This is a genomic window from Micromonospora sp. NPDC048839, assembly GCF_040649915.1.
Lineage (GTDB): Bacteria > Actinomycetota > Actinomycetes > Mycobacteriales > Micromonosporaceae > Micromonospora.
In genome coordinates, this window is the sequence record NZ_JBEZGL010000007.1 from 81,447 (window position 1) to 96,025 (window position 14,579).

Sequence of the window (14,579 nt, forward strand, 5' to 3'; positions counted from 1 at the left end):
GAACCGATAGCCGGGCGGCTATCGACCGATAGCCCCGATAGTCGGATCGGCGGCGTCGATTGCCGCAGTGACCGCCTCGATGCGAACCCCGGGACGGGTGTGGCCCTTGCCCTCGATCTTGCGGTGGAGCTTCACCACCTCGACGCTGGCAGCTCGCAGCGCGGCGCCCAGGGCGACAGCGTCCAACTCCCCGTACACATCAGGGCGCAGACCCTGAAGTAGCTGGAGCAGGTCCGCCAACCAGACCCCGGTCTGCCCGGCGGGCCACACCGCGCGGGCGTCCTCAGCGAGGTTGTACGACCGGACCCGCTCGGCCTGCGGTCCGACGAGCCCAGCCCGCATCTCGATCGCGCGTGCACAGATCCGCTTCGCGTCTTCGTTGTTCAGGTACGCCGCCCGCACCGGGGCGACCATGCCAGTCAGGTACGCCCAGCCCGCGTCGCGTCCGGGCCGGAACGAGGTGGGGCGGGCACCCCGCGAGTAGGCGCCGGTGCCGAGGATCAGGTCCGTCTCGATGTGCGACGTCACCGCCAGGGCGACCCGGTTGACGATGTTCGAGCTGATCGCCTTCGGGACCGACTCCTTGTCGATGCGCTGCGTGGACAAGATGAGGTGGATGCCCAGAGACCGGCCTCGCTTGACGATGCTGGTCAGCATCGCGGCGGCAGCCTTACCCAGCTCAGGATGGGTGATGAGCTCTTGGATCTCGTCGAAGATGCCCAGCAACGGGCGCAGCCGAGGGTCGGCCTCGGCGATGCGCCGGTTCAATTTGTTGTCGACGCCGTAGCCACGGGCCACCCAGCCCTTGATGAGGGGGCCCCGGGTTTCGCACTCCTGGAGCAGAAACTCCAGGATCGCCATGGTCCGGTGTAGGGATCGCTCGTCGGCGCCGGACACGTACATGCCCTCAGGGCACAGCGGCTCGAACGCGTCCAGGTCGCCGGAGCCCTTCAATTCGCTGACCAGCGGAACGACCAGCGGGTCCAGCACCGCGCCGAGTGCGACGGTGCGGGCCGCGAGGGTCTTTCCGGATCCGGGCACACCGCCAAACAGGCTGTTCCGCTCGGCGAGGACCCACGACACCGGCCGCAGCCGCGGGTCAAAACCATAGGGCAGCTCGCCGAAGAAGTCGGTAATGCCGTCCTCCAGCAGCGGCCACGCTGGCTGCTTCATCGCGCTGACCGGCTTGTCTGCCACCCAGATGGACAGCACACCGGGGTGCTCGCCGTCGACGGGGTCCGGCCACACCTGGTCGACGGGCAGTCGGAACCCTGCGGCAAGGTATTCCCGCTTGTCGACCACGTCGGTAGCGATGACTCCGGACGGCAGGGATACGAGCGCGGTGTGCCCGGGGCCGTCTCGGTAGATCTCTCGGTTGAAGCTGACCTGCCCACCGTCCTTGATGCCGGCACCGCTGGCTACCAGGGCCGCGCGGGTGAGTTCGGCTGTGAGCCTGATGAACCGGCCACCCGTGGTGACCCGGTCGATGATGGGTTTGTCGGCTGGCCGTCCCAGCCACCCGGCCAGCAAGAACAAGGCGGCCACGAGGGACCACTTCCCGCCCGGGGCGACGTTGGCGAACACGGCACCGGACACGGCGACGGCGAACCCGAGGGTGAGGACGAGGGGCCACCGCCAGGTCGCCTGCTTCATGCGACGGGCGTCGAGCTGGAGCCAGGCGCCGTAGTCGTCGCGGTTCGCGGCTTGCTGCCGCAGGTTCCAGTTGCCCTCCTCGGCGCTGGCCCATTTGCCCGGCAGGTAGAAGGCCCGCACCAGGCCACGAGGGGCCCACTTCGCCATGCGGGCCAGGTAGACCGGCATGTGCCAGACGTGATAGGCGGCGTAGTAGCCAGCGAGCCGGCCGGTGTCGACGACCAGGGAGCGTCGGCCGGCGGCAGATCGCAGGCTGGCGGGCACGATCGGCCGGAGGTGCCGGTCCTCGGTGATGTCGGCGAACGTGGTCGGGTGCGGTGGCGGATCGACCGGGCCGCCTTCGCGGGTGGCCTCGATCGCGACCGTCTCGGCGTCGTCCCGGTGCGTCAGGTCCGTCATGCTGGTGTGGCTCTCCTTCGAGGGTGGCGGTGCCCGGCCGGGCTGTGGAGGCGTTGGCCGGGCACCGCGCTTGTGTCGGGTCAGACCGCGATGATCAGGGCGGCCACGAACAGCCACCCGACGTGCCAGGACTGGTCAAGGGCGTACGCCCCGGTGCCCAGCGACGGGTTGTCGTCGCGGTCGGCGCGCGGTGCGTCGAGCATCCAGAACGCTCCCGAGCCGGTGGCCAGGGCCAGCCGAAACAGCGGGGTCCGCCGGTCAGCGATGTAGTGGGTGGCCAGGTTGACGGCCATGCCGAGCACCATCGGGGCCAGCGCCGGCCGCCACCCGGTGACCGCGGCGAGCAGGGCCAGGGCGACGAGCTGCGTCACGCCGTACGTGGCCACGTGCTTGACGCAGTTCCACCGACCCACCCAGCCGGCACGGCCCTTGCAGTCCGCCTGGTGCTGAGTCTGGATCCAGTGGTCGGCCACCTGGTGAGCGGCGTAGAGGGCGACGAACACCGCCGCGAAGGTGCCGCTCATCGCTTGACGTCCTCTCGCACCAGGTGAGCCAGTGCAGCGCCCATGCCGAGCACCGCCACCGGCAGGCACGAAACAAGGGTGGTGATCCACCACGGGGCCGAGGTGACCCCGTAGGCGACGAGCAGGTGATAGGCGACCTGGCCGAGCGCGCCCACCGCGAGGGAAGCCAGCGCCGACCACTTGGCGAACGTGCGCGCCCGGTCCGGCACCCGGCCCGACAGCCACACGTACAGCGCGTACGCCGCGTACGCCTCCACGCCGATCGGCAGGGTGATCGCGCTGTCGATGGTGGCCCACGAACCTGGCTCGACGATGCCGGGCAGCAGGTCCACCATGCCGAACCCAGTGAGCTTCCCGAGGCCAACCCACCCCGACCAGACGGCTACGAAGGCGCCCAACGCCATCAGCACGACGGGCCACACGACTGCCTTGCGGGCCGGCTCGTCCGGGGTGGTCGTGCCCGGGTGACTGACCGGCGCGACCTGCTCGACCGGCTCGGCAACCACCGGCGTAACAACGGGGGTCGGATCCGGTGCGACCATCGGCGCGGACTCGGGCACGACCGGGTCCGTCCACGACGCTCCGGCGGGCGGGAGGAGCGCACCCCGGGAGATCATCGCCGCACGCAGCGTCTCCACCCGCTCCGACTCAACCGGTGCCGGGTTCGGGCCGATCGGCTCGGCGTAGTCCCACGGGTCGACGGCCCGCTCGTCGGTCCGCTCGTCCGGCGGGGTGTAGTCGAACTGCTCGCGCATCCGGCGCCGCATGTCCTCTTCGGTCAGCAGGTTCCGCAGCTCGCCGGCCTTCGGCGCACCGATCCGGAACCGGCGCATCAGCTCGTTGCGGGCCGGCACCTCGCCCAGTTCCTTGAGGATCTTCCGAGCCTCCGGCAGTAGGGCCTCGACGGGCTGCGGGTACTTCGTGCCGTTGACGGCAGGTGCGGTCATCGTCGTCGTCCCTTCGGTCAGTGGTGGCGGCAGCCAGGGCCGTGCATCGTCACGCACACGACCCGGGATCGGGCGGACCCGGACAGGGTCGCGACGAGAGCAAGCACGGCCAGGACGGCGAGGATGGCGGGCAGGGCGTCAATGAGCGCGTCGACCAGGCGGATGAGCGCGTAGACGCCCATCCCGCCGGCGGTCACCGCGGTGGCCACGCCGGCGACGACGGGCCAGCGTCGACGACGACGGGCCAGCGTGGCCACGGTCGGTCGAGGCCGGTCGAGGATCCGGACGACGACGGTCACGCCCTCGGGCGCCCACTCCGGCTTGCTCGAGTAGACGAGGCGGGCGTTGTTGCGCAGGTGCGCGATGACGCCGGCGACGTGGGCGGGGGTGCCGGTGACGCGCCGGTCGAGGTACCTCCGGTGTACCACGGCTGGACTACGATCTTGCATGGGTCGGGCTTCCTCCCGATCAAGGCCCTCGGTCAGCGGCGGAATCGCGGACCGGGGGCCGACTTCGTCTCTCTGGCAGCTTGCGAGTTTGTGTCTCTAGTGAGACGCTAACCCCCTCACCGACCGTGTGTCAACTGAGACAGGGGAGCTGCTACCGTGACCGACGTGGTCCGCCCAAAGAAGGTCCTCACCGAGGAGCAACATGCCCTCCTCGCCCAGGCCGTCGCCGACGCCAAGGTGGCCGACGCCGCGGTCGAGAAGGCGTGGGCGTCGATCAAGAAAGCCAGGGATGCGGGAGTCGGCGACACGCTGCTCTGCGATCCCAGCCAAACCGGCTGGAGTCGGGCCACCCTGAACCGTCGATACGGCCCCCGCACCGACTAGCCCAACCAGCACGAAAAGGCCCCATCAACCCCGTGCGGGATCGATGGGGCCTTTTCCGCGTCTCACTTGACACACCATCCTTGGAGACATTAGTGTCTCAGGTGAGACAAGAACTGGCGAGCAGGGGAGATGGAAATGACCTACACGGTGAGCATCGAAATCGAGTCGGCCAAGGGCACCACCCGCCGGACCGTCCGCAACACCACCTCCGAGCACGTCGCGCACCTGCGGATCTGGGCCCGGAACAACACCCCGGCCGGCGCGAGCGCCACCGTCACCGTCAACTGACCGAGCCGGGGGCCGGGCAACCGGCCCCCGCCCCCTGAGACGAACAGAGCCCCCCTCAGCCGGAAGGCCAAGGGGGCGGCGCTCTTCGGTCGGTTTCGCGGTCACCTACCCGACGATCTTGATGGCCTGTCGCCGCTGGTCGATACGGTGCCCGACATGATCCGTACCCGCCTGAGCGTCGCCGCCGTTGCGCTCGCTGTCGCCCTGACCGGTTGCGGTGGCAACAGTGACCCTGAGCCGGCCGCCGCCGCCGTAACGAGCGCGCCCCCGTCACCCACGGCCGCGTCGCCCTCAGCCTCGCCATCGGTCAGCCCCAGCCCGACCGTGGACCCGAACGCACCCCTGACCCTGGGCAAGAGCAGGGAGTCCCCGGACGGAGCCGTCGTCTCCACCGTGTACGCCTACAAGCAGCCCGTCGCGAAGACAGCACCCCGCCCCGATGAGCAGAAGGGCTTCGAGTGGGGCGCCGTCGACGTGAAGGTGTGCGTGAAGAAGGACTACACCGCCAACAAGATCGCGGTGTCCCACTCGCCGTGGGTGCTGGTGTACGCCGACGACACGCAGATCGAGCCGTCGAACACCGGCTACGGCCAGTTCCCGCAACCGGAGTACCCATGGGGTGAGAAGGTGCTGGCGCCCGGCCGGTGTGTGCGCGGTTGGATCACCTACCCGGTGCCGGCGAAGTCGCGGCCGGTGGCGGTGGAGTACGCGGCGGAGAGCGAGCCGGTGCCGCCTCGGTGGGTGGTGAAGTAGTTCGGCAAGCACGAATGCGCCCCACCTGGCCAGCCAGGTGGGGCGCATCTGCGTCTGGTCGGCGCTGCCCGGGACGTCACCGGGAGCACCGCGCCGACGATCCTACCGACGGGCCGCCGGGTCGGACGCGGGGATCACCTGCGGGCGGATGCCGAACAGGGCGAACCCGGCTAGCACCGCACCGGCGAGCGCGCCCGTTACACCGTCGGGCACGTCCATGCCGTACTCGGCGACCAACGCCACGCCTGCCGCGATCACCGCCGTGAACAGGGCCGGAGCGACTGGCCGGGTGGTGATGGCGATGATGCTCGCGGCGACGAACGCGGTGATGGCCGCCGCGGCGCCGGCGTCGAGGCCGGGCACGTTGAGGCTGGCCAGCACGGTGAGCAGCGCACCGACTGCACCGATGACGAGAGCGGGCTCACGACCGAAGATCTTCACTGGGTCTCCTAAGGTTGAGGTGTGCAGGAGTACGTGCGGACGCCAGCCGGTGAGCTGGCGGAAGTCCCCCGGCCGTGCCCGGCTGGGCACGCCGAGACGAATCCCGGGTGGGGTGCCTGCAAGGTGCACGGCTGTTGGGAGATGGGCAGGCAGTGGCGCTGCAGACGTCCCGACTGTGGGCTGACCACGCAGCATGACCACCGACACCGGACGGTCTAGTCGACGACGCATGCCGCAATCTCCTGTACGCCATCGGCCGTGACCACGGTGAGCGTCTGAGCGGTCGTCCCCTCCGGGCACTGAGCACCAGCCGGCCCCGCTTCACCCTGCGGTCCGGCCGGACCAACCGGCCCGGTCGGGCCCGTCTCGCCGCGAGGGCCTGCCTCGCCGGCGGGACCCTGCGGTCCAACCGGCCCAACCGGGCCCGCCGGGCCATCGGCTCCGGGCTTCCCGTCCGCCCCGGGCCTGCCGTCGGCTCCCGGCCCGCCCTGGCCGCCAGGAGCACCAGGTGCGCCGGAAGGCCCCGGCACGCCCGCCACACCGAACCCGTCGGCGCCGTCCCGCCCGGGCGGACCTGGAGGCCCTGACGGACCCGCCGGGCCAGACACGACCTGCGGGTCGCGGATGATGTCCTCGGGTGCCGGCGCGACCGGCTCTTGACCGGCGTCCTGCGCTTGGCGCCGCTGCTGCTCCAGCGCCGTGGCCAAGGCGTCGTTCTGGGCACGGATCAGACCGATGTGGTACGTCGACCAGGCGATCGACACCGCCAACGTGATCGCGCCGGCGACGACCGCCCAGTCGCGCCAGCCGCCCCACCGTGCCAGCCGGATCATGTCGGCCCCATCAGGTTGAGCACGACCGTCGCGACCAGGGCGACCGTCGGGATGATGACGGCGGAGATCAGCCAGCGGGACTGTGCCCGCCGCTGCTCGTCGCCCTGGTCGACGCGCCGCTCCAGTACCCCGATGCGGGTCTGGTCGGCGAGCCGTTCGGCCTGGTACACCTCGCGCAGCACGTAGGCGTCCATGCGGCGCGAGATGTCGGACAGGTCGTCGTGCACGTCTCGCCGGAACGCGTCGAGGCGGCGTGCCAGCTCGGCGTTGGTGATGTCGTCACCGGACACCGGCGGACCTCCCCCGTGTTGTGGTGAGTCAGGAGGCCAGTCGACGGGTCAGCTCGTCGACGAGCGCCTTGGCCTGATCGGCGGGGAGCGCCTTGACCACCTCGTCGGCGATGGCCGCCGGGGTGAGCGCCGCCATCGCTGCGGTCGCCGCGTCGGATGCACCCTCACGGGCAGCCGCGGCGATGGCCGCCAGCTCGCCCGCGTCGACGCCCACCTCGTCGGCGACCTTGCCCATCCACGCGGCGAAGTACGCCCCGGAGCGGTCAGGGCCGTTGACGATCGGCCACGCCATGTGCCGGAGCACCTGGTGCAGGGCCGTCGGGGTGCCGCCGACCTTCATCCCCAGGTCCGGATTCAGCAGCTGGTCGGCCATTTTGGCCGCCTTCTCCAGCCAGTTGCGCTCTTCGGGGGTCAACTCGGCCACCTCTCCCATCTGCTCGATCCCCGCCCAGGGAGACGAGTCGTTGTCGTACGCCGGATCGCCCGAGAAGTGGGCGTGGTGGTCGTGCGGGTTGCTGCCCGTGTAGGGCCGCTGCGCCCAGTCCGAGGACGCCGACCAGATCCGCCGGTTGTAGATCACGTAGATCAGGCGGCGGCGCAGCGCCGGGGTACGCACGACCTTCTGCACGACGGCTTCCATGTCGTCGCCCGGGATGTGGTCGATACGCAGGTCCCGGTCGACGTCGCCCGCGCGGACCTCCGGGATGCTGTCGGCGTCTTGCCGTTCGGCCTTCACCCCCGGGGTGTCGTCGGGGTTGTGGCCCGACGTTCCGGTGGAGTGGGCCAGGTCGCCGACCGTGCCGTCGGTGGTCCGGTCCCGCTTCGGGGCGATCTTGTTGATGGAGGCGAACAGCGCCTTGATGTTGGGCGCGACCACCCAGGCCATCAGAGCACCATCCGCTGGCACGGCGTCCAGTCGCGTGTCAGCGCACCAGGACGCCGCCCCGTCAGCCCACACGGCAGCGGTGCCTGCGGGACGCCCAGCCGAGGGGCGATCGTGTTGTAGGCCAGCCGACCCATCACGTCGTAGCCGCCGGGGGTCGGGTGCACCCCGCACGCATCCAGGTAACCCTCAGGGATGACCTGGTAGTCAGCGACGGCGGGGATCCGGTGCCCGGACTCCGGCAACGGCGCGAACGCCCTGTGGACGCGATCGTTGACGATCGCCTCGTAGCCGGGCTGCCACGCGGGCGACGACCCCTGCCACGACGGGCACCCGCTGCCCCGGACACCGGTGGAGTACTGGACCCACGCGGGGTAGACCAGCACGTCCGGGTCGGCGGACAGGGCCGTGGTGAGCAGCGCCCGGTACATGCCCTCCCACGCGGCGACCTGCTCCGGCGTCTTGTCGTCGAGCCGGTCGTTGGTACCACACGCCAGCAACACCACGTCGGGGCGGTGGGTGGCCATCAGCCCGGCCAAGCGGTCCGTCCAGTAGGTACACGGCGACCCGTTCAGTGCCGCGTTGACGAGGGTGTGCGGCACGCACGCGGCAGTCAGCAGCCTGCCCAGCTCCGCTCGATATCCGGCGGTCGGCGTCTGGTCGATGATGATGCCGTCAGTGATGCTGTCACCGACCGTCATGATCACCGTAGGGGGCGGCGCCGGGCTCGGACACTCCACTGTGGCCGCGGCGCCCGCCGGGGCCGACGACGGGATGCCGGTCACCATGCCGGCCGCCAGGACCACCAGGACTGCCACGACCAGACCACGCCTACCTACTGCTGCGTCCATGCCCCTGCCACCATCGCTCTCACAGATCCGCTGCCCGCCGTGCGACGGGCATCAACAGTTAGGCCGACCACGGCCGCGTACGTGCCCGATGGAAGGGCTACCGGCCCGATCGTGGTCGTAGCTGCACCGAAAGTAACCGCCACGGTCGAGTCCAGCGGCTGGCCGTTGGCCATCACCCGCAGCTCGCCGAACGTCCCAGCCAGTTCGGTGGTGTGCCGAATCCGCACGGTGATCCGGGGCTGCTGGCGCGGCACCGATGCCTCCAGCAGCGACACGAACGCGCTGGATGTGGTGCCGGGCCACAGCGTGCTATCGGAGGCCACCCAGGCGAGCGGGGTCGCGGGTGGCTGCCGCCCGGCCAGTAGCTCACGCACCTGCCGATCCAGGTCAGCGAGCCGCCTCGCGATCCAGTCGGGGCCGGGTGGCAGCTGGTCAGAGGGGATCACTCGATCACATCCTCACCATCAGCGAGCAGGATCGGCGACACGGTGCCCATCGTCGGGTCGAGGGTCCAGCCGAGTGCCCGCCTCACCCCGACCAGCCCGGCTGGGTGCCGGTGCCCGGTCAGCTCGTGACGGACGTCGTCGCCCGCCGACCAGTCTCTGCCCAGCAGCGGATACGCATCAGCGCGGGCGGTGATCGTCAAGGCGCGCGCCCCATGGGCCATCAGCGCCAACGCCCGCTGGGCATGGCCGTCGAGGGTGGCCACCTCAGTGATCGAGCTGCCCGGGGAGTAACGGTGCTCCCAGCGCGGCCACCCGGCGGCGAGCAGGGGCTCCTCGCGGGCCGGCGCGGACTGCGGCCGGACCTCACCCTCAGCGGTGCTGGTGGCGACCACGTGGTCCGCGCCGCGGCCGGCGGTGTAGTCCTCGCTGTACTCGTAGCGGGCACTCGACGTCCCGCCGCTGGAGAACACCGCGTTGGGTGTGGCGGAGGCGACGCCGATCCGCTTGCGAACCCGCACCGTCTTGGTGACGGCGGTCTGCGTGGCGCTGGACCAGCCCAGAGCCACTGTCCACTCCGGGCCGTCGATGACGCCCATCAGCTCCCGCAGCCGCGAGTACACGGTGGCGTCGTCCTGGTCGGTATACGTGCGGTCCCGCAGCGTGCCCGTCGACGGGGCGTCGACCAGCAGGCCGATCCCCTCAACCGCGGCATCCGCGAGCAAGCCTGCAGCGATCACCGACGACTCGTCCTGCTGCGCCCACGTGTGCGTGCCGACGTACCGGCGGTCCAGGTAGCCCTCGGGCGACACGCAGCCCAGGCGCACGGTGGCGTCGGTGCCGCCGCTGCGGGTGAGCACGATGCCCGCCCAGATCGGTGTCTCACCGAGGACGGCCACGATCATGCTGCGGCCCGGCTCGGTCGCCGACTGCCAGTTGCGCGGCGGCGCACCGTGCCCGCCCAACGGGATCGGCAGCGCGAAGCTGGCGCTCGTGTATGCGCCGAGCAGGGCACCGATCGTCCCCGACGGCACCAGTTCAGGCAGCTCCTCCACGATCTGGCCGCTCACCAGATCGCAGCCCAGCCACTGCACGACGGTCACGGCACCACCGTCAGCAGCGTCGGACCGATGTCGATCACCTCAGCGACCACGGGGGATGTGGCCGAGCCCGCGTACCACTTGTGGCCGCCAGACAGGGTGGTCCCGGTCAGGATGAAAGTCCTGCTCTCGGTGACCGTGGCGTCGAAGTAGCCGAGGATCTCGTTCTCCCAGGCCGGGCTGGCGTTCGCTGGCGTCTCCACCGCTTTCGCGCCGCGCTCCGTGCCCGTCACCGCGCCGAGCCCAGCGTCATCCCGCACCCGCATGATCAGCGCCGCGCTGGCGCTGGTCACCACACGACCCGACATGCGGATGTGATACGACCGGCCAGCCACCACCGGCACGCTGCCGGTATGCACGTTCGTGACAGCCTCCGAACCTGTGTTATCCGCGAGGAGCACGCCGCTGCCCGCCTGGTACCGGCGCCCACCGACCCGACCCCACGACGACCACCAGTCGGCCCTCCGCCACACCGTGCCGGTGTCCTGCTCCAGTTGGCCCGTGGCGAGGTTGTGTCGGTACCGGCCAGCGACGGCTGCGCTGATGTCCGCATCCGCCGCGACCGGCACGATGCCCCCGGCGGCGGCGGTGTACCGGCGGCGGTCGGTGACCGCCGGCGACCCGCCCCCCACCTTCGGCACATCGATCGTGGCCAGCCGGGTCGCCCCCGCAGGCACGGACGGCTCCGCCGGGGACGGGTTGGCCACCCCAGCGATGTACTCGGTGCGCGCCAACCGCAGCCCTGACGAGTCTTCGACGGTGTCGTACACCCTGGCCACCACAATGTCTTTGCGGGGATTGCTCGCGTCGGCCGCGGTGAGCGTGTGCGTCTCGGCCGCCGGGATCGCCACCCAGTACGGGCCTTGCGGTGTGGACAGGCCCGGGTCAAGGCACAGCACGCCCGGCTGCGCGGTGATCGTCGACCCGGCCAGCGAGACCAGCAGCTGGTTGCCGCCCGGGCGCACACCGGCCCGGGCGCCCATGTTCCGACCGTCGAACATCAGCGCCAGCGCCATGTTCTGCCTCAGCTCCGCCGCCGAGTACGCGGGTGCACCCGACGACGCATCGATCCACAGCGGATCAGGCATCTCGTCTCCTTAGTTCCATGCGTCCCGCCACCTGGCGGTCAGCAGCGCCGACGAGTTGTAGGCGGTCGCGTCGAAAGCCAGCTCGCCGGGCAGGCCGCCCGGCAGCACCGGCCAGCCGATGCCCTCCACCGAGGTCAGACCACGCCGCGACACGCTGCCCTGCAGGTAGACGGTGCGGGCGTCGGTGTCGATGTCCAGCCACTGGCCGGCGTCGAGCATCAGCCAGAACCGCAGGATCGCCGTGCCGAAAGACGTCAGCAGTGAGATCCGCGGTTCGACCACCGGACCGTCGATGCGCAGTCGCAGGCCGGTCGCCTTCGTGCCCACGTTGGTGATCGTCTGTCGGCCCGAGGTGACCGTCGCCCCGATGCTGAACGGGGTGGTCAGCGGCACTGTGAGGCCGCCGGTGGTCGACGGCAGACCCATCGTCACCGAGTGCTCAGTGCCGGAGTAGATCGTCGGCGTGAGCGCGGCGAACGCGCACTTGGTGTACGTCCAGCCGGCGGGCGCGGTGTCGACGTTGGGCTCCACCATTCGCGGCCGACCGACCATCACGTACTCGGTGCCGCCGGTGCACCACCGCAGTTCGAGGTCGGTGTGCGACGGGGCGAACGCGGCGGCCAGGCGCTGATGCGCGGCCAGCCACCCGCCGGGCGACCGGTTAGCCGCGTCCTTGACCCGGACCGGGATCGGCACGACCGCCTCAGCGGTCCACTCCGCGCCCGACCACGACCCGTCACCCCACGCCCGAGGGTCGCTCTGCTCGACGCGCGCCTGGCGGCTGTACGGGTCGAAACCCCGCAGCGTCTCGTACATGGTGCCGGGACCCATCACCAGGTCCCGCACCATGATCTGGCCCTCAGTCAGCGGCATCAGTGCACGCCCTGCAAGGCCAAGTCCTGCATCACCTGGCGCAGAGAGAAGCGGTCGCTGTACGCGGTGACCGCGACGTTGACGGTGGTCGGACCCCCGCGGGCGCCACCACCGCGGCGGTCACCCCAGGCGACCTCACCGCCCAGCCAGTCCCGCACCACCGTCTCGGCGATCGACCGGGACCGGCCCAGGTCACCCACCCGCGGGATGTACGCCTCGCCGCCAGTTTCCCGTTCCCCGTAGAGCACGGTGGGCGCCTTGGCGAAGTGGGCCTGGATCGCGCCGCCGCGGGCCATGGCGTAGTCAATGCCACCCCATCGGCGCACCTGCGTGCCCTGCCCGACGATGCGGTGGTCGCCGTTGGACTGCACCGTCACGGTGACCGTTTTCCCCCGAAGTCCGTTGATCTTCTTCTGGAAGGTCTCCAACTTCGAGGACGCATTCTCGGTGTTCACGCCGACGTCGGTGTGCACATTCGCCGGGATCCGGAGCAGCGACGCGGCGAGCTTCTCGGCCTCAGCCTTGGAGAAGTTGGCCTTCTCCGCCATCTTGATCAGGGCTTCGCGGTTCGTCGAGTACGCCGCGCTGGCCTTTCCGGCACCGAGGCCCGACTTCTCGCCAGCGATCGTCTCCTGGTTGAAAGCGTCGGCCATCGACAGCAGCGCCAGCTTGTTGGCGTCGGCGCGCTGCTGGTTGGTGAGCTTCTCTTTGCTGTTCTCTTTGATCGACTCCGCCGCCTGGCGGGTCGCGTCCCGCGAGGCGATCTGCGACCGGGCGAGCCCAATGTTCGAGTCGACCAGTTCGTCGGCTTTCTGCTTCGCGTTCGTCAGCCCGGCGGCGGCGGCATTGGCGTCTCCGGCCAAGGCTTGGAACCCGCCGGACAGGTTCAGCGCCGACGACTTCGCCCCGTCCTGCGACTCGGTCATCGAATCGAGCAACTTTTTGCCGCCCGGGATTTTGTTGACGAAGTATTCGAACGCCTCGGTCAGAAAATTGAGGACCATTCCGACGTTCTTGATGCTGGATTCGATGAGGAAGAAAACGCCTTTTAGCGCCAGGGCCATGGAATTGCCGTTATCCGACAGGCTGGCAAAGGCTTTGCCGACTTCCCGGCCAATGCCCTCAACCCCCTTGCCGATGACCGTGATGATGGGGCCGGCTTTGGTGATCGCCTGAGTAATGCCAGCCAGGGCAAGCTGGGCACCTCGGCCTACGGATTGAGTGAATGGGGCAAGCCACGTCGCGGAGACGTCAAAGATCCTTTTCAAGTCCGGGAGCATCCCGGCGAACGCGCTCTTGGCCACCTTGATCGCTTCGAGAGAGGCAGGCACGAACCGGCCCGCCGCCTCCTGGAGCTGCTTGCCCGCCTTCTCCTTCAGGTCACCGAAAGCCGCAGCGACCCGGGCGTCCTTCGACGCGATCATCACCCCGCCGACGAGGCCACCCAGACCAGCGCCACCAACCACGGCGGCGCCGATCGCCGGAGCGGCGGCGAGCGCCGCACCGACGAGCACGGCCGACACCGCCAGCGCCACCTGCGGGCCCGCCGCGGTGACCGCCTTCGAGATGCTGCCGCCGACCGCACCACCCAACTCGGCGACCTTGCTGAGTCCGTTGCCGATACCTCGGGCGAACCGCTTCCCCGCCGAGTCGCCAGAGTTGGCCCACTTGCTGGTCGCCGATCCCAGCTTTTGGAAGCCACGCCCCCACTGAGCGGCGCCCTCTTTGAGGGCCGCGGTCATCTTGTTGGACTGGTCGGCGGCCTTCTTGAGATTCCGCTCAACGGACTGGATACCCGGGCCGGTCTTGTCCCGGACGAGGATGTCTGCCTCAACGTCCCTAGCCACGGCGGATCACCTCCAGGGCGTCGTCGAGGGCAACGTCGGCGGCCTGCCGCCACTGATCGACCTCGGTCGCCGGGTCGCTGAAGAAGCCCGGCGTCACCGCCTGAAAGTGCCAGCTCGCGGCCGTGCGGTGGCCCCACGACGGAGCGGCAGCGCGGCCCTGATCAATGCGCCGCAGGTCGACCTTCGGGTCCTTGTCCGGGTAGCCCTTGCGTCGGCCGACCAGCTTGACGCCGGCGGCCCGCCCCTGCAGCTTCACCCGGGCGGTGATGGACAGCTTGGACACCCACTCGCCGAACCCACCGCCCTCGGGCAGCACGGCCAGGGCACGGTTCCGGATGAGCTGCCGCACGGCGGGGACCGGCTTGCGTAGCTCGCGCGCCAGCCGGTTGGTGACCTCCTTGCGGTTCTCGAACGCGCGCAGGTCACGGATCAGGTCGTCGAGCGAGCCCATCCCGTCACCCCCTCTGCGCCCGCCGCCGGGCCGCTGCCTCTTCAATGAGCAAGTCGGTGAGGGTGGCCACGTCCCTCGGATG

17 protein-coding genes are annotated in these 14,579 nt (G+C 70.2%); 3 read left to right on the forward strand and 14 right to left on the reverse strand.

What is annotated here, in order from left to right:
- Nucleotides 1-18: 18 nt before the first annotated feature.
- The 4 genes from AB0C25_RS15490 to AB0C25_RS15505 all read right to left on the reverse strand — a co-directional run bounded on the left by AB0C25_RS15490 (nucleotide 19) and on the right by AB0C25_RS15505 (nucleotide 3,951).
- A complete protein-coding gene (locus AB0C25_RS15490) occupies nucleotides 19-2,052 on the reverse strand; it encodes a cell division protein FtsK (protein WP_357373528.1) in 2,034 nt (677 codons plus the stop codon).
- A gap of 80 nt (nucleotides 2,053-2,132) precedes the next feature.
- Nucleotides 2,133-2,576 (reverse strand): DUF3307 domain-containing protein, encoded by a 444-nt coding sequence (locus AB0C25_RS15495; protein ID WP_357373530.1) that lies wholly within the window; start codon nucleotides 2,574-2,576, stop codon nucleotides 2,133-2,135.
- Nucleotides 2,573-3,523: an ABC transporter permease gene (locus AB0C25_RS15500; protein ID WP_357373532.1), complete on the reverse strand. Its 951-nt coding sequence runs from the start codon at nucleotides 3,521-3,523 to the stop codon at nucleotides 2,573-2,575. Before AB0C25_RS15500 ends, AB0C25_RS15495 begins: the two co-directional genes overlap by 4 nt.
- 17 nt (nucleotides 3,524-3,540) lie before the next feature.
- On the reverse strand, nucleotides 3,541-3,951 hold the full coding sequence (locus AB0C25_RS15505) for a hypothetical protein (protein ID WP_357373534.1): 411 nt from the start codon (nucleotides 3,949-3,951) through the stop codon (nucleotides 3,541-3,543).
- A 177-nt stretch (nucleotides 3,952-4,128) separates the two neighbouring features.
- Here AB0C25_RS15505 and AB0C25_RS15510 point away from each other — a divergent pair, with 177 nt between their 5' ends.
- From AB0C25_RS15510 to AB0C25_RS15520, 3 genes are all read left to right on the forward strand, one after another.
- A complete protein-coding gene (locus tag AB0C25_RS15510) occupies nucleotides 4,129-4,356 on the forward strand; it encodes a hypothetical protein (RefSeq protein ID WP_357373536.1) in 228 nt (75 codons plus the stop codon).
- Nucleotides 4,357-4,491: 135 nt separating this feature from the next.
- The gene (locus tag AB0C25_RS15515; RefSeq protein WP_357373538.1) at nucleotides 4,492-4,644 is read left to right on the forward strand and encodes a hypothetical protein; all 153 of its coding nucleotides are present in this window, start codon (nucleotides 4,492-4,494) and stop codon (nucleotides 4,642-4,644) included.
- A 156-nt stretch (nucleotides 4,645-4,800) separates the two neighbouring features.
- Entirely contained in the window at nucleotides 4,801-5,397 is a 597-nt protein-coding gene (locus tag AB0C25_RS15520) for a hypothetical protein (RefSeq protein WP_357373540.1), read from the forward strand.
- 102 nt (nucleotides 5,398-5,499) lie between these two features.
- Here the strand turns inward: AB0C25_RS15520 and AB0C25_RS15525 are convergent, their stop codons facing one another.
- The 10 genes from AB0C25_RS15525 to AB0C25_RS15570 form a co-directional block, all read right to left on the reverse strand.
- On the reverse strand, nucleotides 5,500-5,838 hold the full coding sequence (locus AB0C25_RS15525; RefSeq protein ID WP_357373542.1) for a hypothetical protein: 339 nt from the start codon (nucleotides 5,836-5,838) through the stop codon (nucleotides 5,500-5,502).
- An 829-nt stretch (nucleotides 5,839-6,667) separates the two neighbouring features.
- A complete protein-coding gene (locus tag AB0C25_RS15530) occupies nucleotides 6,668-6,961 on the reverse strand; it encodes a hypothetical protein (RefSeq protein WP_357373543.1) in 294 nt (97 codons plus the stop codon).
- Nucleotides 6,962-6,989: 28 nt separating this feature from the next.
- Nucleotides 6,990-7,847: a hypothetical protein gene (locus AB0C25_RS15535; protein ID WP_357373545.1), complete on the reverse strand. Its 858-nt coding sequence runs from the start codon at nucleotides 7,845-7,847 to the stop codon at nucleotides 6,990-6,992.
- Nucleotides 7,847-8,695 (reverse strand): SGNH/GDSL hydrolase family protein, encoded by an 849-nt coding sequence (locus AB0C25_RS15540; RefSeq protein ID WP_357373547.1) that lies wholly within the window; start codon nucleotides 8,693-8,695, stop codon nucleotides 7,847-7,849. The genes AB0C25_RS15535 and AB0C25_RS15540 overlap by 1 nt, the downstream gene beginning before the upstream one ends.
- Nucleotides 8,680-9,141 (reverse strand): hypothetical protein, encoded by a 462-nt coding sequence (locus AB0C25_RS15545; protein WP_357373548.1) that lies wholly within the window; start codon nucleotides 9,139-9,141, stop codon nucleotides 8,680-8,682. Before AB0C25_RS15545 ends, AB0C25_RS15540 begins: the two co-directional genes overlap by 16 nt.
- Nucleotides 9,138-10,241 carry a hypothetical protein gene (locus AB0C25_RS15550; protein ID WP_357373550.1) on the reverse strand — a complete coding sequence of 368 codons (1,104 nt, stop codon included), beginning with the start codon at nucleotides 10,239-10,241 and terminating at the stop codon, nucleotides 9,138-9,140. Before AB0C25_RS15550 ends, AB0C25_RS15545 begins: the two co-directional genes overlap by 4 nt.
- Entirely contained in the window at nucleotides 10,238-11,326 is a 1,089-nt protein-coding gene (locus AB0C25_RS15555; RefSeq protein WP_357373552.1) for a hypothetical protein, read from the reverse strand. Before AB0C25_RS15555 ends, AB0C25_RS15550 begins: the two co-directional genes overlap by 4 nt.
- A gap of 9 nt (nucleotides 11,327-11,335) precedes the next feature.
- The gene (locus AB0C25_RS15560) at nucleotides 11,336-12,199 is read right to left on the reverse strand and encodes a hypothetical protein (RefSeq protein ID WP_357373554.1); all 864 of its coding nucleotides are present in this window, start codon (nucleotides 12,197-12,199) and stop codon (nucleotides 11,336-11,338) included.
- A complete protein-coding gene (locus AB0C25_RS15565) occupies nucleotides 12,199-14,046 on the reverse strand; it encodes a hypothetical protein (protein ID WP_357373556.1) in 1,848 nt (615 codons plus the stop codon). Before AB0C25_RS15565 ends, AB0C25_RS15560 begins: the two co-directional genes overlap by 1 nt.
- The gene (locus AB0C25_RS15570) at nucleotides 14,039-14,497 is read right to left on the reverse strand and encodes a hypothetical protein (protein ID WP_357373558.1); all 459 of its coding nucleotides are present in this window, start codon (nucleotides 14,495-14,497) and stop codon (nucleotides 14,039-14,041) included. Before AB0C25_RS15570 ends, AB0C25_RS15565 begins: the two co-directional genes overlap by 8 nt.
- Nucleotides 14,498-14,579: the final 82 nt, after the last annotated feature.

What these genes read in the sequence shown, in the direction of transcription:
- AB0C25_RS15560 (WP_357373554.1), bottom strand. Translation starts at nt 12,199, where the DNA reads ATGCCGCTGACTGAGGGCCAGATCATGGTGCGGGACCTGGTGATGGGT.
- AB0C25_RS15490 (WP_357373528.1), bottom strand. Translation starts at nt 2,052, where the DNA reads ATGACGGACCTGACGCACCGGGACGACGCCGAGACGGTCGCGATCGAG.
- AB0C25_RS15555 (WP_357373552.1), bottom strand. Translation starts at nt 11,326, where the DNA reads ATGCCTGATCCGCTGTGGATCGATGCGTCGTCGGGTGCACCCGCGTAC.
- AB0C25_RS15515 (WP_357373538.1), top strand. Translation starts at nt 4,492, where the DNA reads ATGACCTACACGGTGAGCATCGAAATCGAGTCGGCCAAGGGCACCACC.
- AB0C25_RS15535 (WP_357373545.1), bottom strand. Translation starts at nt 7,847, where the DNA reads ATGGCCTGGGTGGTCGCGCCCAACATCAAGGCGCTGTTCGCCTCCATC.
- AB0C25_RS15570 (WP_357373558.1), bottom strand. Translation starts at nt 14,497, where the DNA reads ATGGGCTCGCTCGACGACCTGATCCGTGACCTGCGCGCGTTCGAGAAC.
- AB0C25_RS15540 (WP_357373547.1), bottom strand. Translation starts at nt 8,695, where the DNA reads ATGGACGCAGCAGTAGGTAGGCGTGGTCTGGTCGTGGCAGTCCTGGTG.
- AB0C25_RS15495 (WP_357373530.1), bottom strand. Translation starts at nt 2,576, where the DNA reads ATGAGCGGCACCTTCGCGGCGGTGTTCGTCGCCCTCTACGCCGCTCAC.
- AB0C25_RS15500 (WP_357373532.1), bottom strand. Translation starts at nt 3,523, where the DNA reads ATGACCGCACCTGCCGTCAACGGCACGAAGTACCCGCAGCCCGTCGAG.
- AB0C25_RS15520 (WP_357373540.1), top strand. Translation starts at nt 4,801, where the DNA reads ATGATCCGTACCCGCCTGAGCGTCGCCGCCGTTGCGCTCGCTGTCGCC.